Source organism: Niallia sp. 01092 (assembly GCF_052318935.1).
Lineage (GTDB): Bacteria > Bacillota > Bacilli > Bacillales > Cytobacillaceae > Niallia.
Map to the genome: position 1 here is coordinate 164,539 of NZ_JBQRKO010000001.1, position 19,164 is coordinate 183,702.

Sequence of the window (19,164 nt, forward strand, 5' to 3'; positions counted from 1 at the left end):
ATCTTTCCAATTTAATTATTTTCACTTATATTCTCCAAATATTGTTTATACCGTCTTAACGATGCTTCACTTGTAAGCGCAAATCGCTCCATTAGTACATCATCCAGGTAGCCTAATTGTAAAAAATCAAGGATGCTCGTGTTGCGCAGCGTAACAGCAGAAATTTTTCGCAAATTAGCAAGCCTTACTTCATCTTTTATCATTTCCTGTATTGCACGGACTGACAAATCCTTTGGTCGTTGTCTATCATAATCATACTGAAAAGATAAGGAAATATTATTAAATGCAACAAACAAAGGATCCTTTGAATTATACTTTGGTCGGAATAAAGGCGGTATAGAAAAAAAATAGTCTCTTAAATAGTTCATCATGCTTTCTTGCAGCTGAAACGTTCTTCTCTGTTCATTCGTTTGTACCATTAATTCCTTTTGTGCAAAATTAATATGCTTCATCGTAAGGGAATGGATTTCTGTGGGTGTTAAACCGTAAGTGCGAATAAGTAATACGATCGCAATATTTCTGTTCAATAAATAATTTCTGGCTGACTTTTTTTGTTGTTCGCTGTCTTTCGTTTTCATTCTTTTCATTAATTGTGTAAATTCTTTATCCGTGATAAAGTCTTTATCATTTAATGCACGTAAAGGAGAGGCAGCAGCAAGTTTATGTATTTCTTCAGCTGCGATACATTGATGAAATTTCATTAGGCGACTTAGTACCGAAGCTAATCGCCGAATCGTTGCTTGTGACAATTGAAGATGATGTAGATGCAGAAAATAAGAACGAATATCCTCTGCACGCAGCGCTTTAAATGTGTCAAACTCGGTATTTTCTTTATGTTTATCCATCCATACAAAAAACTTTTTTATATCTGATTCGTATTGTTTTAATGTAAGCTTGGAACGACCCGCAAGCTGTAAATCTTCCATAAAAACATATATATAATCTGGTAAGGTTATAATCACTTGCTCCAGCTCCTTCTGCAAAAACTTTCTTCACTAATAAAAGTGGTTTTAGATCTTTCCGTTTGAAAAAGTAATTAATGGTTACCCTCTTTCTTATTTTATCATACGTTAATATGTAAGGGAGAAGGGGGATTTTCAGATTGATAACAGCAAAAGTTGGTAAATCCACATACTTTTTCAAAAGTCCGTTAGAAACATATTTTCAGCCAATAAAAGAAAATATTATTGGCGATCAATATACATTTTTAACCGCAAATGGAACACAACAGCTTTTATATGCCGATTGGACGGCTAGTGGTCGTTTATATCATAAAATTGAAGAAAAGATGGTATCTGAATTAGGACCATATGTGGCAAATACACATACAGAATCTAATATAACCGGAACGTATATGACGAAAGCTTATAAAGAAGCGAAAACGATTATTAAGGAACATGTACATGCAAATAAAGAGGATGTTATCCTTTTTGCTGGATTTGGCATGACAGCGGTTGTGAATAAATTACAGAGAATATTAGGGTTGAAAAAACAAGGTAATCCTGAACATAACATTGCTATGCTTGATAAAAAAAAACCGATTGTGTTTGTCACACATATGGAGCATCATTCTAATTTTCTTTCATGGGTTGAAACGATTGCTGAGGTTAAGATGATTCGCCCGACATCTACTGGAGATGTCGATTTAACACATTTACGGGAAATGCTTGAAGCAAATAAACACCGGGATAAAAAAATAGGTGCATTCACAGCATGCTCAAATGTGACGGGAAGAAAAACGGATTATTATGCACTAGCAGCAATGATGCATCAATACGGTGGCGTTTGCTTTGTTGATTTTTCCGCTTCTGCACCGTATGTGGAAATCAATATGCACCCACAAAATCCGGAAGACCAATTAGATGCTATCTATTTTTCCCCACACAAATTTTTAGGCGGCCCTGGTACAAGTGGAGTTCTTATTTTGAATAAGACGTTAATAAAGTCTGAAATACCAGATTTGCCAGGGGGAGGAACGGTTGATTTTACAAACCAATGGGGAGATATTGTTTATAAAAAAGACGTAGAAGAGCGAGAGGATGGAGGAACACCTGGATTTTTACAGGCGATTAAGACAGCTTTATCGATAAAATTAAAAGATAAAATGGGAATAAAAAACATAGAAGAGCGAGAAAAAGAGCTTGTAGAGTTAACGTTAACAGAGCTTCATAAAATCGAAGGAATATCGATTTTAGATGGTGAAAATAAGGATCGTCTTGGCATCATTTCTTTTATATGTAAAGACATGCATTATGATTTAATGGTTAGACTTTTAAATGACCGGTTTGGCATCCAAGTTCGCGGCGGATGTTCTTGTGCTGGACCATATGGACATTATTTATTAAATCTCGATAAAAAGCAGTCTAAACAAATCAGCGAAGAAGTAAAGGAAGGCAATTTTATTCATAAACCAGGCTGGATTCGTTTATCTTTGCACCCAACGATGAGCAATGAAGAGATATATAAGATCACTTCAGCTATTAAAAAAATTATGTATTTTAAAGATGAGTGGAGCAGTGATTATTTATTTGACTATAGTAGAAATGAATATAGTTCTAATGGATCACAGTATTCTACTTTTGATATGGTAATTTGACCTGTTTTTGATAAAGTATATTTATTGTAGATCTGGAAGCAAATTATATGTCTTTAGGTGGGTGTAATTTATTAAGTTCACCGTAGGCCCATAAGAAATTCGATAAGTCATTCGGTCCCTGCCAATAGAAACATGATGTGCCGTTGAAGGTTCTATTTCAAATGTAATTTCCAATATTAAGCCACGAAAACCGTTAATTCTTTTGGTTTGAATAACTTCTATTTTCCAGGGTTCAACTTCAGGCGAAAACTTTTTTAAAATATTTGGAGGATAAAACTTATCTAGATCTTCTCTTATATATGGAGTTAGTAAATTCAAAAGCATATCTTGTAGTCTAAGTTGTTCAGAATCTTGAGTTGGTTTTGATATTGCTTCTGCTTTAATTTGAAAGGTAGTAATAATCGTTATAACCAGCATAAAAGCGAGAATTGTTTTTCTCATTTCCTTTAAAAAACTCCTTTAATGTTATTACTATTATATTCCCCTGTAGGTTTACATTTCATGTATGGCAGGGGCATTCTATCGATCAAATAATCACTTACGAAAGCCTCACACCTTAATGACAGGGAAAAAGGGATATAAGATAAAAAATAGCAACTTTTTCACACAATGAAAAGAGGTGAATCTCTCAATATATGAAAATAGACACGGAATTATTAATAAAGCTTAAACAAGTAGAAAAATTGTTAGAAAATGATTTCCCTACCGAAGATATAAATAAAATAGAAGAAGATATCATTAAAGATAGTGAAGAACACTATTTTACTGGGGATTTTGATAGTTATTGTTCCCTCATTTGTGGAAGTCTAGATTATGTGCTTAGCAACAAAAGAATACCTCGTAATCAACGAAAATTGCTAAATAAAGACTTTTTTACATTGTTTCCCGAGTATCAAAATTTAAAGGAACATTTACAAAAGTACCCTGATTTTGCAAGAGAATTAAATGCTCATGAAAAGATGAGAAAATTATTACTAGAAATTAAGTAAACTTCCTAACTTGGTATTTATATGGAACTCTTTGATCTTTTAGAAAAGATAAATAAAAAAATGAAAAACCAAAAGAGGAAGCGAAAATGAAAACAGCTTTCTCTTTTGGTTTGGTTATTTTAATTATTCGTATAATATAAAATGCGATAGTACGTTTATTTCTTCGATCGTTGATAAGTTCTAATAAGGTTGTTTAACTTTGAAACCATGAAGCCGCATTCTTACGTTGTAATTTTATCCTATTTTAAAATAGAGTTGTTTAATAAATATAAAAAATCGTAGTTTATAATGAACCGTTATTTTTGGTCATTTGAACTATTTTTTCAATAGATATTTTTCTCATTTTAATTTATTTTTTTGACATTTTTTCTAGTAATACCATTGATTCTTCCTCATTTGGAATGTGAAGAAAATTATTTTTAATAAAATCTTCAGCAGTTGGATAGTTACTCATTCTTATATCTCTTGCTGCTCTTTCAAAGTCATATTGCGTTTGTTTAAATTCAATCCCATCTGAATTAATAAGTAGCCAATATGCACCTGGTCGCTTCGCAAAGGGCATCCCAACACTTCCTGAGTTAATGATACTCGTTTTCCCGAGTTCTATCTTGAATTGTATATGAGTATGCCCACACACAACAATTGGTTGCTCAACATGAGCGAAGAGTGTTTCAAGCCGTTCTTTTGAGGACAGGGGAGTAAAAATATCTGCATCACTTTCTGGTGTCGCATGACAGAATAAAAGATCACCGAGATTTTCCATATGAATCTCCGTAATGCTTTGCAAGCTCGAAAGAAATTCAAGATGCTTATCAGTTAATTCATCAGCTACCCACTGTTGGGTTTTACGACCTTGTTCTGATAATTGGAGCAACCTTAATCCTATTGATGCTTCGACAACTTCTCTATCACCATTTCCACTAATAAATTTAACTTTTATTCTTTTACGTAAATTCAGTAGACAATCCAGTGTTTGAACAGGCATCGGTCCTGAGACTATGTCACCTCCAATTATAATCAAATCTGGCTGTATTGTTTCAAGTTCATCAAGAACTGCTTTTAGCGCTGGAAAGTTACCATGAATATCATAGAGCGTAGCAATTTTCATTTTTATGAACCCCCTTACTTATTAATTTATCTAAATGTTCGTAGCGTTTTCCTTCCAAATCAAATAATGGGAAGATACGGATTTCTTCTATAGCAACCCCTTAATAACTCATTTAGCGTTGTTATATGCATACTACCACAGTTAGTTGAAAATTTTAACATTTTTGAAAGGTGATTTTTTAGATAAGAAGGAATATGTATGTAAATGAAAGAATTTTTAGTATAATGAAAAAATATCTCTTCACAATATGAAAGATTAATAATATATAATTATAAAATCTTGTAAGTTGGAAAGGAAAATGAAAGGAACCAGGTGAATGAATTTAGGTGAAAAAATAAAAGACATACGAAAACAAAAACGGTTAACGATTGCAGATGTTGCATTAAAAACAGGTCTGTCTAACGGGTATATTAGTAATGTGGAACGAAATTTAAACAGCCCGACCATTGAAAACTTACGAAAGATTGTTCAAGCATTATCTACTACACTTGTAGAATTTTTTCAGGATCAGCAAGAGAATTCCAGAGTTGTTCGTAAAGATGAGCGTGTCACCATCATGAAAGCAAATGACCAATCAACCTTTTATGAGCTTTTATCTCCATCTGGAAATAAAGAAATGGGAGCAGTGCTTGTAACATTAAAGCCAGGTGCAGCTTCTGGAACAGAACCTCATTCCCATAAAGGAGAAGAATTTGGTTTTGTTATAAAGGGAAGCATGTTTTATCAAATTGGTAACGAAACATATGAGCTGGAAGAAGGAGATAGCATTTATTACGATGCGAGTATTCCTCACTATTATAAAAATAATGGGAAAACGGAATGCATCAGTATTTGGGTAGTGACGCCACCTACATTTTCATGAAAAAGGAAAGGAGGAGAAAACATGTCGTTTGAATTTATCACCTCATTACAGAGATCATTTCCGCTAGTAAATAATATAAAAGAATATGACGAAGTATTTTGGATTAATGAGGATGCGTGTAAAGGAAATTCTGTTACGGCCATTAAGAAAGTGGATATAAAGGGAGCTATTAGTAGATTGGAGCGTTTTGCTCCTGTAATAAGTACATTATTTCCTGAAACGAAACCAAATCATGGCTTGATAGAATCTTCCCTTCTAGAAGTACCGAACATGAAACAATATATGGAAAAAAGCAAGAATACGCTGTTTCCTGGAAAATGGTATTTAAAATGTGACCACGCTCTCCCTATATCAGGATCGGTTAAAGCAAGAGGAGGAATATATGAAGTTCTGAAATTTGCTGAAAGCATAGCAGAACAAGCTGGAAAATCACAAAAAGGACAATGTTATACAACACTTCTTTCTTCCGAGATGCAATCACTTTTTCAAAAATATACGATTATCGTCGGTTCAACTGGGAATTTAGGGTTAAGCATTGGCATTATTAGCAGAAAATTAGGTTTTCAAGTCGTTGTACATATGTCAAAAGATGCAAAACAATGGAAAAAACAAAAACTGCGGGAAATTGGTGCAACAGTAATAGAGCATGAGGAAGACTATAGTGTAGCAGTGGAACAAGGAAGAAAAGAAACTGAAAATAATCCTTCCAGCTATTTTATTGACGATGAAAATTCCGAGCATTTATTTGAAGGGTATGCAGTTGGTGCGTATCGACTGCAACAACAACTGGAAGAAAAACAGATAAAAGTAGATGAACAGCATCCGCTGTTTGTATATTTGCCATGTGGAGTTGGCGGTGCGCCTGGCGGCATTACTTATGGATTAAAAAAAATTTTTGGCGAACATGTTCATTGCTTTTTTGCAGAACCAACCCATTCTCCAGCCATGTTGACTAGATTATATACCGGTATGGAGGATATTTCTGTGCAAGATTTAGGCATAGACAATCAAACGGAAGCAGATGGATTAGCAGTTGGGAAAGCTTCTAATTTTGTAGCAGGACATATTGGTACGCTCATAAATGGATGTTATACTGTTTCCGATTCTTCGCTTTTTCGATTGGTGGCTGCTTTATATCATACAGAGCAGCAATACTTAGAGCCTTCTGCCTTGGCAGCATTTTATGGACCAATTGCACTTAATAGTAATACAGGCAATAGCTATATAGAGAAATATAACCTTACGCATAAAATGAATAAGGCAACCCATATATTCTGGGGAACAGGCGGCAGCCTTGTTCCAGAAGAAATCCGTAAAAAACAAATAAAAATCGGAGAAACACTATCCTCATAAATAGTAGAAAAAGAACCATCAGAAAAAAATTCTTGGTTCTTTTTTATGTTAATAAGAAACTATTCATGCAATCGATTCGTCTTCTATAAGGGAGAAAAAACACCTACAGAATTACGCTAAGGAGGAAAAGATGGCAGAAATACAATTTCAAGCACATAAAAACAATAAAAAGAGACGAATAATTGTTGGATTCTGCATTGGAATATTTATGATAATGTCTAGCATTCTATTATTATTGTATCCTTTTGCGAGCAAGGAGAAAACGAATTATTTTACTGGTGAAAACCCTATTCTTCTAAATGGAAAACAAATCGGCAATGCAATGGTCATAAAGAAAAACGTCTATGTACCATTATCTGTTTGGCAACAAAATATTGATGACACCATTACATATGACACCAACAGCAACTCAGTGATTGTGACTACAAAAAATAAAGTGGTTCAGTTTCCTTCTAAGACTGTTTCTTACTTTGTGAATAATAAAGCAGTAGATTTGCAGTTTCCGCCGATTAAAGACAAAAATGGGGAAGTATATGTCGCGCTTGAACCTTTAGTAAATTTTTATCCCATTCAATATTCTGTTTTGAATGATGGTCAAGCAGTACTGTTAGAGCAAAATGGAGCAGAAAAAACAGAGGCTGCTGTGACTGGCAAAAAAGTCAATGAAAAATATATGAAGCTGCGATCAGAGGCAAGTCTTTTATCTCCTTATACAGAAGAAATTACGAATAATGAGACGGTTACGATGGAAAAAGAAGACGGAGATTTTTACTATGTCAGAAAAAAGAATGGCGTCGCTGGCTTCGTGAAAAAAGACATCATTCAGCTAGGAAAAACAGAAACAGTTCAAGTGAAAAGAGAAGAGCGTAAACCAAAATTATCTAAAGTGGATGGACCTATTCAGTTAACATGGGAAGCGGTTTATACAAAGAATCCAGATACTTCTAAGTTGGAAAAAATGGAAGGGGTTAATGTGGTATCACCCACTTGGTTTAAACTGTCCGGAAATAACGGGAATGTCAGCAACTTAGGATCAGCAGCATATGTAAAATGGGCTCATAAGCATAACTATCAAGTTTGGGGTTTATTTTCTAATGACTTTGATCCTGACAAAACACATCAAGTATTAAAAGACTATCAAAAAAGACAAAAAGTCATTCGTCAGCTGTTAGTTTACAGTAAAATGTATCATCTAGACGGAATAAATATTGATATCGAAAATGTAAATAAAGAAGACGGCAAATATGTCACCCAGTTTGTACGGGAATTGACCCCCTATTTACATGAAGCTGGGTTAACGGTATCAATGGATATTACTTTTATTGCAGGAGGAAATTATTCTGCCTTTTATGAAAGAGGACATCTTTCTGATATTGTCGATTATTTGGTAGTAATGGCCTATGATGAACATTGGGCAAGCTCTCCTACCGCAGGAAGTGTGGCCAGTTTTCCATGGGTAGAAGCAAACCTTGAAAATTTATTGAAGGAAGTACCGAATAAAAAGCTTGTGTTAGGAGTCCCTCTTTACGCAAGACTTTGGGAAGAAAAAGCCAATGGAGAAATCTCTTCTCAAAGCTTATCGATGGAGAAAGTAGAAGAATGGCTGAAAAAATATAAGGTAACACCAACCTATGATGAAACAACCGGACAAAATTACGCAGAATATTACGATAAAAAAACGAAATCAACGTACAAAATTTGGCTGGAAGACGAACTATCCTTGTCGAAACGAGCAAAACTGGTCGATAAGTATAAGCTAGCAGGAGTAGCAAGCTGGTCTCGTTATTTTGCTAGTGAAGAAGCGTGGACTTCATTGGCGCTGGGGGATGCTGAGAAAAAATAAAGCAGGAAAGTCCGGTTACTTTTATTAACCGGACTTTCCTGCTTTATTCTTTAGAACTTTCTATTAATGGTGATGATGCTCGTGTTCATTTTGTTTTGGAGCATCTTTTTGCAGAAATTTCTTATCACTTTCCGTCAGTTTGCCGACAATAAATTGTTTTGTAGGCATTATGATCGAACCGCCGTTACTAGCTGATACTTTAATAAAGTGTAGTCCTTCACGATCAAACTTCTTTTTCAAACTATACAGACCATTACCTTCTTCCATTACTGATTCTTTTTTACTTCGAAAAGATCCGTCTTGTTTCCATATTTCTACTTGAACATACTCTGCATGTTCGACTTTTTTTCCGGCTTGTGTAATCATAATTTTAATAGTTGTTTGTTTGTTTACTGCAAAAGATTCTGGGATCAATATGTTTGCATCAAGAGGTGATTCTTTTTTGTAGCTTTTTTCAATATCTTGTTTTAGTGAGCAAGCACTTAATACTATACTAATTAAACAAACGATCATAAACAAAATCCATTTATTCATTCATCAACTTCCTCACTCTCGGTATTCGTCGAATAATAAGCCAATCCATCAGTCCGACCACTAAAAGCGATAAACCGACAAGCGGGAACAAGATTGCAAGTACTGCCATCAGAATAAGAAAGTTTTTCTGTTTCCACATACTTGGAGCTTTTGGTGCCCCGATGGCTTTATTTGGTTTTCGTTTTAGCCATAAGTAGAACCCGCTGCAAACAACAAAGATAATTCCTAAGCAAATCATCAGACTTGCCAATTGGTTAAGGAGACCAAATTGCCATCCTTTATGCAATGTAATTCCCAGTGCAACGATTTTTCCAATCACTCCATAGTTTTCATAACGATAATCAGCAAGTACTGCTCCTGAATATTGGTCAATATGCATCGTTGCTTCATCTTGTGCTTTTGGAGGAAATGCGGACAACGTATAAACACCGTCTTTTGTACTCGGAATAAAAACGGTATAACTTGGGTGAATTCCTTCACGGTCCGCTATCATCACAACATCATCTATTGATAATGGAACAAAACCTTGTACTTTTGAAGTAGGAACGCCTAAAGTTTCTGCTGCCCATGGTACCTCTGCAATATCCTTTGTTTGAATTTTTGAGGTTGGAGCACTGCCTACCCAAATGGAAGGAGGGTAGCCTTTACCTGTATTGGTAGCGATTTGTTGAAAATTTGTTCCCCAGAAACCTGACCAAGGCAAACCTGTCATAATTAAAAAAAGCATTCCAGCGGTTAACCAAAAGGCAGGGACTGCGTGTAAATCTCTTGTTAGAATTTTTTTCCCTTTATGAAGCCTTGGAATAAGAATGCCGGAAATTTTGAAGTTTTTTTTAGGAAACCATAAATAAAGCCCAGTAACAATAAGTACTACAGCCCAACAAGCAGCTAATTCGACGATTCTGTCTCCGATTGTACCAGCCATTAGTTCGCCGTGAATTTCTTCAATTTTGTCCATGATTCTGTCTTTATTATTTAATTTTCCAATCGATTCCCCGGTGTAAGGGTTCATAAAAACGGTATATGTTTCATTGTTCATCGAAATCGTTACTTCACTAGAGCGGGTGCTATTTTCTCCTGGATGATACTTTGTAATCAAAGCATCAGGATATTGTTTTTTTACCGTATTCAATTGTTCGGATGCTGGGACTTTTTCTCCATTTGCTGTCACTTCATAGTACTCTTTATAAAGGACTTGTTCGATTTGTGGTTTAAACAAATAAATAGAACCAGTTATCGATAAAATAATAAGAAATGGGGCAAAAATAATGCCAGCATAAAAATGCCATCTCCATACAATGTTGTATAGAGAGTTTTGTTGATGTTGATTTATTGATTCTCTCTTGATAGCTTCCATTACATCATTACTCCTTCTTGCAGCAGTTATGGTGCATTTTTTGATAAATCTATAGCGACAGCTTCTGTAAATTCAGATTCTTGATTCGTTTTGATAAGCTGTGTAGTTAATAACAGTATTTACACTATAAGATTAGTAGAAAAGATTCAATCATTTTTTGATAAAAAATGTTGGGAATTGTTAATGGTCACATTTTCGTCACAATTTTAGTTTTCAAAAAGGAAGTGGATAAATTTCACAAATAGGAGATAATAGGATAAAATTCAATTATATGACGTAGTATTCTTTAAAAAAAAAGCTGTGCTAAAGCTCATTGTTGATATTGACACTTTGTTGATTGGAGCGGAAGGTGTGAGACTCCTGCGGGAAAAGCGAGTCAGAGGGAGACCCCACAGGCGCACAGCGCCGAGGAGGCTCCCGGACCGCCCGCGGAAAGCGAACGCCTGGAGAGGAAATCAACAGTCAAGTTTAACAGAGCAAAAAAATTGAATTTTTATTCAAAGGATAGAAACCGCTTTCTTGTTGGTTTTTATTCTGAGTGAAGGAAATTCAAAAAAAAAAGGAGAGATGCATCATGGCGATTGAAAATCCAAGTCGAGAAGAAATTGGTGAAATCTTAAAAAAAGCAAAAAGAATCGCGGTTGTTGGATTAAGCAATAATCCAGAGAAAACTTCTTATATGGTAGCAAATGCAATGAAAAATGCTGGCTATGAAATTATTCCTGTTAATCCAACAGTTGATGAAGTGTTTGGAGTAAAAGCAGTAGCTCGTTTATCCGATATAAAAGGACATGTTGATATTGTCAATATATTTAGAAGACCAGAACATCTTCCAAAAGTAGCAGAAGAATTTGAAAAAATCGATGCAGATGTATTTTGGGCACAATTAGGCATCATCCACGAAGAAACCTTTCATTCCTTAAAAAATAAAGGCTACACGGTAATTATGGATCGTTGCATTAAAGTGGAACATGCCTTCATGCGTTAAAAATTTCTTATAAAAAGTGGAATGGGATGACTGAATTTGCATCCTGATATTCCGCTTTTTTTCTGATTTTGTGAGTAGTTAAGTTTTTCAATACATAGGAGATTATTTTTATTACAATATGGACGAAAGTCACGAAGACGATTCACAGGTTTAGGTTTCCGGACGTTTTGAACAGCGTCATAAAGGGCTCCCTTTTTATTTGGACATATTCTGTGTTAACATAATATTGGTGTTTTTTAAAAACAGTGAAAAAAAATTCCTTTTTCTTTTTATTCTCTTCGTATATTATTTAGTTTACTTGATGCATTTTTTTACTTCATTCGAATGAAAAATGTCAAAGATGTCGTCGTTTACTAAAAAAAGTGGTATAATACTACATGCAGAACGTTTGTTCTTAATGTATCATATATAGACCTTAATAACGATGAGTTAGTTGCCATTTGGAAAGCTTAAAGTGTATGTAAGGTAAAAGAGAAGGTTATTCATGACCTTCTTTTCTTCTCGTCTAGTAAGAAAAGCGGAAGCGTCTTGTTCAGCCCTAAAGGAAAATGGTTATTTTTCACAAGGGCTAGACACTGGAGCTAGACAACTATCTGACTTTGGAATAATGGCTTTTCGAAAAAATATAGAAAATTAAAAGGAAAATGAAGTTATTAGACGAATACATAAACAATTGTTCGACATGTTTTATATAAAAAGTAAACATGTCGTTTTGGAAAGTGAAAGGGGTATGTCTGTGGCAAAAAATCAACAAACATTTGATTATAATGATGATGCCATACAAGTGTTAGAAGGGCTGGAAGCTGTAAGAAAACGCCCTGGTATGTATATTGGAAGTACGGATTCAAGAGGATTGCATCATTTAGTATATGAAATAGTTGATAACGCGGTGGATGAAGCATTAGCTGGCTTCGGCGATGCAATCATCGTGAAAATTCATCGTGATAATAGTATAAGTGTTCAAGATAAAGGCAGGGGAATGCCTACTGGAATGCATAAAACTGGAAAGCCAACACCAGAAGTCATTTTTACTGTGCTTCATGCCGGCGGAAAGTTTGGACAAGGCGGTTATAAAACGAGCGGAGGCTTGCATGGTGTTGGTGCATCCGTTGTGAATGCATTGTCAGAATGGGTTATCGTCAAGATTAGACGAGCTGGATTTGTTTACGAACAACGTTTTGAAGATGGTGGAAAACCTGTTATGACGTTAGAGAAAACAGGCAAGACAAACCAAACTGGAACAACGATTCATTTTAAACCAGATAAAACGATCTTTTCGACAACTACGTATAATTATGAAACGCTTTGTGAACGTTTAAGAGAATCTGCGTTTTTATTAAAAGGGTTAAAAATAGAATTAGTCGATGAAAGACACGGTCAGCAAGCTGTCTTCCATTATGAAAATGGCATTGAAGCTTTTGTTGAATATTTAAACGAAGAAAAGGATACACTTCATCCGGTAGTAAGCTTTGAAGGAGAAAGCAATGGAATTGAAGTCGAGTTTGCCTTTCAGTTTAATGATGGCTATTCCGAAAATGTATTATCATTTGTCAACAATGTCCGCACTAAAGACGGTGGGACACATGAAGCTGGCTCCAAAACTGCGATGACGAGAATGTTAAATGAATACGCGAGAAAAGTGAATCTTTTAAAAGAAAAAGATAAAAATCTAGATGGTTCGGATATTAGAGAAGGGCTTGCTGCTATTATTTCTGTTCGTGTACCAGAAGATTTGCTTCAATTTGAAGGCCAAACAAAAGGTAAATTAGGGACAAGCGAGGCTCGATCTGCTGTTGATGCGGTTGTATCAGAACATCTTGCTTATTTTTTGGAAGAAAATCCAGAAACAAGCTCTCTTCTAATTAAAAAAGCGATAAAGGCTTTTCAAGCAAGAGAAGCAGCAAGAAAAGCTCGCGAAGAAGCAAGAAGCGGTAAAAAAAGAAAACGGGCAGAAGCGGTTCTTTCCGGAAAGTTAACCCCTGCACAATCGAGAAATCCAATGAAAAATGAGCTTTATTTAGTCGAAGGGGATTCTGCTGGCGGTTCAGCCAAACAAGGAAGAGATAGACGTTTCCAAGCAGTGCTGCCTCTTCGCGGGAAAGTCATTAATACCGAAAAAGCAAAACTAGCTGATATTTTTAAAAATGAGGAAATCAATACGATCATTCATGCAATAGGTGCTGGAGTTGGCGCTGATTTTAATGTGGGTGATTCGAATTACGATAAAATCATTATTATGACAGATGCAGATACTGATGGCGCTCATATACAAGTACTTTTGTTAACCTTTTTTTACCGATATATGAAGCCCCTTTTAGAAGCTGGAAAAGTGTATATTGCCTTGCCGCCTTTATATAAAGTAAGCAAAGGTTCAGGGAAAAAAGAAGTGATTGAATACTCATGGAGTGATGACGATCTGCAGGATGCCATCAAAAAAGTCGGCAAAGGCTATATTTTGCAAAGGTATAAAGGTTTGGGCGAGATGAATGCAGACCAGCTTTGGGAAACGACGATGAATCCGGAAACAAGAACGTTGATAAGAGTAAAAATCGATGATATTGCCCGAGCAGAACGCCGTATCACGACCTTAATGGGCGATAAAGTAGAACCAAGAAGAAAATGGATTGAATCTAATGTTGCTTTCGGTTTAGAAGAAGAAAGCAATATTTTAGAAAATGAACATATTGTCGTGGCAGAGGAGGAAAGTTCATCATGAGTTCAGCAGAACAATTTCGTGATTTGCCTTTAGAAGACGTTCTCGGCGACCGTTTTGGACGTTATAGTAAATATATTATTCAAGAGCGGGCGCTGCCTGATGCTAGAGATGGGTTAAAGCCAGTACAGCGCCGCATCCTTTATGCAATGCATGAAGAAGGCAATACACATGATAAAAATTTCCGCAAATCTGCAAAAACAGTAGGAAACGTTATTGGCAACTATCATCCACATGGAGATTCCTCCGTATATGATGCCATGGTGCGGATGAGTCAAGAATGGAAAGTAAGAAATGTGCTTATTCAGATGCATGGAAATAACGGCAGCATTGACGGGGACCCGCCTGCTGCAATGCGTTATACGGAAGCTAGACTTTCTGCCATTTCAGCAGAACTGTTAAAAGATATTGAAAAAAGAACGGTGGAGTTTATTCCAAACTTTGATGATACCTCCAGTGAACCAACCGTTTTGCCTGCGAAATTTCCGAATCTGTTAGTAAATGGATCAACCGGTATTTCAGCCGGGTATGCAACGGATATTCCTCCACATCATTTAGGAGAAGTCATTGATGGGGTAATCGAAAGAATGGATCATCCAAACTGTACCGTTGAAGATATGATGAAGCATATTAAAGGTCCAGACTTTCCGACAGGCGGAATTATTCAAGGGATTGATGGAATAAAAAAAGCCTATGAAACGGGTAAAGGAAAAGTGATTGTCCGCGGGAAAACAGAGATGGAAGAAATTCGCGGCGGAAAACAGCAGATCGTGTTAACCGAAATACCGTATGAAATAAATAAAAGCAACTTAGTAAAAAAAATTGATGAACTACGTCTCGACCGCAAAGTAGAAGGCATCGCAGAAGTTCGAGATGAAACGGATCGAACAGGTTTACGTATTGTGGTGGAATTAAAAAAAGATGCAGATGCTAATGGGATCTTGCATTATTTATATAAAAATACGGATTTACAAATTACGTATAGTTTTAATATGGTAGCCATTCATAATAAAAGACCGAAATTAATGGGTATTTTAGAATTATTAGATGCTTATATTGAACACCAAAAAGAAGTGGTGACAAGACGGACTCAATATGATTTGCAAAAAGCAAAAGACAGGGAACATATTGTGGCTGGATTAATGAAAGCTTTATCGATTTTAGATGAAGTAATCGCAACGATCCGAGCATCAAAAGATAAACGAGATGCGAAAAACAATTTAATGGAGGCTTTTCAATTTACGGAGCCGCAAGCGGAAGCGATTGTATCATTGCAGCTGTATCGTTTAACGAATACGGATATTACGGCACTGCAAGCAGAAGCAGAAGAGCTGGCAAAAAAAATTGAAGAATGGTCATCTATTTTAGCTAGTGAAAAGAAACTAGTATCGGTCATAAAAAAAGAATTAAAAGACGTGAAAAAAAGATTTGCAACAGAAAGAAGAACGGTTATTCAAGCAGAAATTGAAGAAATAAAAATCAATCTTGAAGTATTGGTTGCAAGTGAAGATGTCATTGTGACGGTTACGAAAGAAGGGTATGTAAAACGGACGAGTCAACGATCTTTTGCTGCTAGTAATGGCCAGGACTTCGGCATGAAAGACAGCGACAGAATTTTACGGAAAATAGATGTAAATACGACAGATGTTCTGTTGTTATTTACAAACAAAGGAAACTACTTATATTGTCCAGTTCATTTACTTCCAGACATTCGTTGGAAAGATTTAGGACAGCATATTTCAAATATTATTCCTATTGACCGTGACGAATATATTATTCAAGCAATGCCAATAAAAGAATTTAATCCAGCACATTATCTTCTTTTCTTTACGAAAAATGGTATGGCAAAGAAAAGCGAATTAGTTAACTATAAAGCACAAAGATACTCTAAACCATTGGTCGCGATTAATTTAAAAGGTGATGATGAGGTAGTCGATGTGTTTGTAACGGATGGAACGTTTGAAGTGCTGCTTTCCACTCATTTCGGCTACTCTTTACGCTTCCATGAAGAAGAAGTCAATATTGTTGGTGCAAGAGCGGCAGGTGTAAAAGGCATTAACTTAAAAGCAGATGACTTTGTTACTGCTGGTAAATTAATAACGAATCCAAACGAAGAAAGTGTTGTCATCTTAACACAACGAGGCTCGATCAAAAAAATGAAGCTTTCTGAATTTGAATCATCTGGTCGAGCAAAACGAGGATTTATTATGTTAAGAGAGTTAAAATCAAATCCTCATAGAGTCGTAGGCATGGCAATTGTTACGAAACAGGATAAAGTGTCATTTGAAACAGAAAAAGGAATGGTTGAAGAAGTAGACGTAGAATCAATCCGCTTTAATGACCGATACTCCAATGGATCCTTTGTCATTGACGAAACAGATGCAGGAAAAGTATTGGAAATGTGGTCTGAGAGAAAACAGGAATAGATAATAAAGAGTACTTACGGAAAAGTAAGTGCTCTCAGGCTGTCGACAAACGCTCGCTTTCTTCGTTGTTCGCCTTACTCGGATGCTCATTACCCAACCACGGTAACTCCGCTCCTCCCAAGGCTTCACGCCTCGAAAGACAAACGTTTTCGATCAGCCTGCAGTGTCTGCAAAAATCACTTTGTCTGCACTCTTAGAGTACTTACGGAAAAGTAAGTGCTCTTTTTGTGGATAAGGGGCGGAGCTGCGTTTAGTTTTTATGACAAAAATAGTATAATTATTATCATATGTTTAAGCCAATATTTATCCTTATCAATAATGAGTGACAAATTGGATATATTAACTTTTTAATTTTTATATTTTCTTTTGATTAAGCTCTTATTTGAAGTACGGTGGATTATTGTAGAAGAAACCTTAATATTCACCTAAAATGGTTTTAAATAATAATAGTTAATTAGTATTATCTTCAAAACGAGGTGATTATTTAATTGGTCATGTTAAATCAAGATTCTCAATACATTAGGGCTGTCTATCTTAAAAGAGATCATATTTCATCTTATGATCATTTTCCGCTTAATCTTCCAGTCATTCGGAATTTCCAAGAATTAATATTTCATCCTAGTGTTACTTATATAATTGGTGAAAACGGAATGGGAAAATCAACTTTACTTGAGGGTATTGCTATTGCTTTAGGATTTAATCCAGAAGGAGGCACGTTAAACTTTAATTTTTCTAGTTATGAATCCCACTCGAATTTAGACGAATACTTCCGATTAGTAAAGGGAGTAAATAGGGCGGAGGATTATTTTTTCTTTAGAGCTGAAACTTTTTATAATGTAGCAACCAATATAGAGGATTTAGATAAGGAATCATCGTTTGGCCGTAAGATTATCGATTCCTATGGAGGAAAATCACTGCACGAACAATCTCATGGGGAATCTTTTTTTGCAGCGTTTATCGAACGTTTTCAAGGTAATGGTTTATATATCTTAGATGAGCCAGAAGCAGCCTTGTCACCATTAAGACAAATGTCGATGCTTGCTAGAATCAATGAGCTTGTTAATCAAGGGTCTCAGTTTATCATTTCAACCCATTCACCGATTATTATGGCTTACCCAAATGCTAAAATTATTCAGCTTACAGAAGACGGAATGAGTGAATCAACATTGGAAGACACAAATCATTATTCGATTATGAAACAGTTTTTTGCTGATAAAGATCGGTTACTGCACCATCTTTTCCAATAAAGGACGGTGCTAGTACGAGTTATTTATTCAATTGAATATATTAAGAGCGTGTTTTGATCGATCTTTTTTCAAAACACGCTCTTTCTCTTGTTCGTTTATCAAAGTTATTAGTATTAATTGGATCAAACTTTATTCCAAGTTACAATCTTTTGAAAATCGGTTGTTAAACGTCCCTCACTTGTTAGCTATTTCCTGTCGATTTTTTCTTTTTCCTGTCTTACATGTTTTTTCCATAAATGGACAACATAATTTTATGTTGAACGATGGAGGGATGGTATGAAAAAAGAACTGCTATTTGCTTTTACTGCTTTCTTTTTCTTATCGTTAAGTGCGATTACAGGTGCATATGCTTTAGAAAAAGAGGAAACAGCAACGACGATTTCAACAAATAAGGTTGATTTTCTTCATGATGGAAAAGAGGAAACGATTCATTTAATGGGTATTTCCATCGAAGAGGAAAAGGATTTATACAAAGAGGTCATATTAGAAGTTCAGGATACGAATGGTGTGAAGAAGCATGTTCAATTAGAGGGAGGATATAATCCATCTCTGCAAATTGTGAATATGGATCGAGAGAAACATCCTGCGATATTTATTAAAATATTTACAGATAAAAAAGGAAATAAACCTAATTTTTATTTATATACTTTCTCATCTAACGCATTAACAGAAATAATAATTCCTGAATTGCCAAGCATAACTAGTCAATTTAAAGCAGATTATAAAGCAGAATTAACGATTGAAGGGATGAAAACGTATTCTTTTAATTTATTTAAGCGAAAAGGCCATTATGATCAATTAGGTGTTTATCGTAAGGGGCAATTAAATGAACCGTCAGAGTTAATTGTGCAGCCATATTCTTCATTTCTTGCCATACGTTATCATCAAAAACCAGCATTTAAAGGAACACAAGTAATAAGCGGTATAGACGAAACAGATACCATTGCTTATATGGAAACGATTTGGACAAGAAATAAGGAGGATTGGAAGCTAGAAAAAATAAAAGTGACAGAAGTAAGCAAAAAAAGTCATTAGAATAATGGGGTTTGAATGTGCAAAAGGAGAGCCGTTTTTGATAGGGCATCTTCTTTTGCATTTTTTTATCATGTTTTTCTCAGACACCGCCTATTTTTGCTGATAATACCTTT

The 19,164-nt window shown here is 35.4% G+C and carries 15 protein-coding genes; 10 read left to right on the forward strand and 5 right to left on the reverse strand.

What is annotated here, in order from left to right; all coding sequences use genetic code 11:
- Window positions 1–11: 11 nt before the first annotated feature.
- Window positions 12–962, reverse strand: a complete 951-nt coding sequence (locus ACTXGU_RS00870; protein WP_443479601.1) for a tyrosine-type recombinase/integrase — start codon at window positions 960–962, stop codon at window positions 12–14.
- Between the two features lie 140 nt (window positions 963–1,102).
- On the opposite strand from ACTXGU_RS00870, the gene ACTXGU_RS00875 reads away from it, so the two are divergent.
- On the forward strand, window positions 1,103–2,596 hold the full coding sequence (locus tag ACTXGU_RS00875) for an aminotransferase class V-fold PLP-dependent enzyme (RefSeq protein WP_443479602.1): 1,494 nt from the start codon (window positions 1,103–1,105) through the stop codon (window positions 2,594–2,596).
- A 21-nt stretch (window positions 2,597–2,617) separates the two neighbouring features.
- Here ACTXGU_RS00875 and ACTXGU_RS00880 read toward each other — a convergent pair whose 3' ends face one another.
- Entirely contained in the window at window positions 2,618–3,037 is a 420-nt protein-coding gene (locus ACTXGU_RS00880) for a DUF3888 domain-containing protein (RefSeq protein WP_443479603.1), read from the reverse strand.
- Window positions 3,038–3,231: 194 nt separating this feature from the next.
- On the opposite strand from ACTXGU_RS00880, the gene ACTXGU_RS00885 reads away from it, so the two are divergent.
- Complete coding sequence (locus ACTXGU_RS00885; RefSeq protein ID WP_443479604.1) at window positions 3,232–3,585, forward strand: YxiJ family protein; 354 nt, start codon at window positions 3,232–3,234, stop codon at window positions 3,583–3,585.
- Window positions 3,586–3,934: 349 nt separating this feature from the next.
- Here ACTXGU_RS00885 and ACTXGU_RS00890 read toward each other — a convergent pair whose 3' ends face one another.
- A complete protein-coding gene (locus ACTXGU_RS00890) occupies window positions 3,935–4,693 on the reverse strand; it encodes a metallophosphoesterase family protein (RefSeq protein WP_443479605.1) in 759 nt (252 codons plus the stop codon).
- A gap of 316 nt (window positions 4,694–5,009) precedes the next feature.
- Here ACTXGU_RS00890 and ACTXGU_RS00895 point away from each other — a divergent pair, with 316 nt between their 5' ends.
- The 3 genes from ACTXGU_RS00895 to ACTXGU_RS00905 all read left to right on the forward strand — a co-directional run bounded on the left by ACTXGU_RS00895 (window position 5,010) and on the right by ACTXGU_RS00905 (window position 8,751).
- Window positions 5,010–5,555 (forward strand): cupin domain-containing protein, encoded by a 546-nt coding sequence (locus ACTXGU_RS00895; RefSeq protein WP_443479606.1) that lies wholly within the window; start codon window positions 5,010–5,012, stop codon window positions 5,553–5,555.
- A 21-nt stretch (window positions 5,556–5,576) separates the two neighbouring features.
- The gene (locus ACTXGU_RS00900) at window positions 5,577–6,908 is read left to right on the forward strand and encodes a D-serine ammonia-lyase (protein ID WP_443479607.1); all 1,332 of its coding nucleotides are present in this window, start codon (window positions 5,577–5,579) and stop codon (window positions 6,906–6,908) included.
- A 130-nt stretch (window positions 6,909–7,038) separates the two neighbouring features.
- Window positions 7,039–8,751 carry a glycosyl hydrolase family 18 protein gene (locus tag ACTXGU_RS00905; RefSeq protein ID WP_443479608.1) on the forward strand — a complete coding sequence of 571 codons (1,713 nt, stop codon included), beginning with the start codon at window positions 7,039–7,041 and terminating at the stop codon, window positions 8,749–8,751.
- A gap of 63 nt (window positions 8,752–8,814) precedes the next feature.
- On the opposite strand, the gene ACTXGU_RS00910 is transcribed toward ACTXGU_RS00905, so the two are convergent.
- The gene (locus ACTXGU_RS00910; RefSeq protein WP_443479609.1) at window positions 8,815–9,285 is read right to left on the reverse strand and encodes a FixH family protein; all 471 of its coding nucleotides are present in this window, start codon (window positions 9,283–9,285) and stop codon (window positions 8,815–8,817) included.
- The gene (locus ACTXGU_RS00915; protein ID WP_443479610.1) at window positions 9,278–10,642 is read right to left on the reverse strand and encodes a PepSY-associated TM helix domain-containing protein; all 1,365 of its coding nucleotides are present in this window, start codon (window positions 10,640–10,642) and stop codon (window positions 9,278–9,280) included. Before ACTXGU_RS00915 ends, ACTXGU_RS00910 begins: the two co-directional genes overlap by 8 nt.
- 574 nt (window positions 10,643–11,216) lie before the next feature.
- Here ACTXGU_RS00915 and ACTXGU_RS00920 point away from each other — a divergent pair.
- The 5 genes from ACTXGU_RS00920 (at window position 11,217) to ACTXGU_RS00940 (ending at window position 19,051) form a co-directional block, all read left to right on the forward strand.
- Entirely contained in the window at window positions 11,217–11,630 is a 414-nt protein-coding gene (locus ACTXGU_RS00920; RefSeq protein ID WP_443479611.1) for a CoA-binding protein, read from the forward strand.
- Window positions 11,631–12,366: 736 nt separating this feature from the next.
- Window positions 12,367–14,346, forward strand: coding sequence for a DNA topoisomerase IV subunit B (gene parE, locus ACTXGU_RS00925; protein ID WP_443479612.1), 1,980 nt, complete (start codon window positions 12,367–12,369; stop codon window positions 14,344–14,346).
- Window positions 14,343–16,769 carry a DNA topoisomerase IV subunit A gene (parC, locus tag ACTXGU_RS00930; protein WP_443479613.1) on the forward strand — a complete coding sequence of 809 codons (2,427 nt, stop codon included), beginning with the start codon at window positions 14,343–14,345 and terminating at the stop codon, window positions 16,767–16,769. The genes parE and parC overlap by 4 nt, the downstream gene beginning before the upstream one ends.
- A 494-nt stretch (window positions 16,770–17,263) precedes the next feature.
- Entirely contained in the window at window positions 17,264–18,016 is a 753-nt protein-coding gene (locus ACTXGU_RS00935; RefSeq protein ID WP_443479799.1) for an AAA family ATPase, read from the forward strand.
- Window positions 18,017–18,292: 276 nt separating this feature from the next.
- Window positions 18,293–19,051: a hypothetical protein gene (locus ACTXGU_RS00940; protein WP_443479614.1), complete on the forward strand. Its 759-nt coding sequence runs from the start codon at window positions 18,293–18,295 to the stop codon at window positions 19,049–19,051.
- Window positions 19,052–19,164: the final 113 nt, after the last annotated feature.

Coding starts and splice junctions, on each gene's coding strand:
- ACTXGU_RS00900 (WP_443479607.1), top strand. CDS start 5,577: ATGTCGTTTGAATTTATCACCTCATTACAGAGATCATTTCCGCTAGTA.
- ACTXGU_RS00890 (WP_443479605.1), bottom strand. CDS start 4,693: ATGAAAATTGCTACGCTCTATGATATTCATGGTAACTTTCCAGCGCTA.
- ACTXGU_RS00880 (WP_443479603.1), bottom strand. CDS start 3,037: ATGAGAAAAACAATTCTCGCTTTTATGCTGGTTATAACGATTATTACT.
- ACTXGU_RS00910 (WP_443479609.1), bottom strand. CDS start 9,285: ATGAATAAATGGATTTTGTTTATGATCGTTTGTTTAATTAGTATAGTA.
- parC (WP_443479613.1), top strand. CDS start 14,343: ATGAGTTCAGCAGAACAATTTCGTGATTTGCCTTTAGAAGACGTTCTC.
- ACTXGU_RS00920 (WP_443479611.1), top strand. CDS start 11,217: ATGGCGATTGAAAATCCAAGTCGAGAAGAAATTGGTGAAATCTTAAAA.
- ACTXGU_RS00940 (WP_443479614.1), top strand. CDS start 18,293: ATGAAAAAAGAACTGCTATTTGCTTTTACTGCTTTCTTTTTCTTATCG.
- ACTXGU_RS00935 (WP_443479799.1), top strand. CDS start 17,264: ATGTTAAATCAAGATTCTCAATACATTAGGGCTGTCTATCTTAAAAGA.
- ACTXGU_RS00905 (WP_443479608.1), top strand. CDS start 7,039: ATGGCAGAAATACAATTTCAAGCACATAAAAACAATAAAAAGAGACGA.
- ACTXGU_RS00885 (WP_443479604.1), top strand. CDS start 3,232: ATGAAAATAGACACGGAATTATTAATAAAGCTTAAACAAGTAGAAAAA.
- ACTXGU_RS00915 (WP_443479610.1), bottom strand. CDS start 10,642: ATGGAAGCTATCAAGAGAGAATCAATAAATCAACATCAACAAAACTCT.
- ACTXGU_RS00895 (WP_443479606.1), top strand. CDS start 5,010: ATGAATTTAGGTGAAAAAATAAAAGACATACGAAAACAAAAACGGTTA.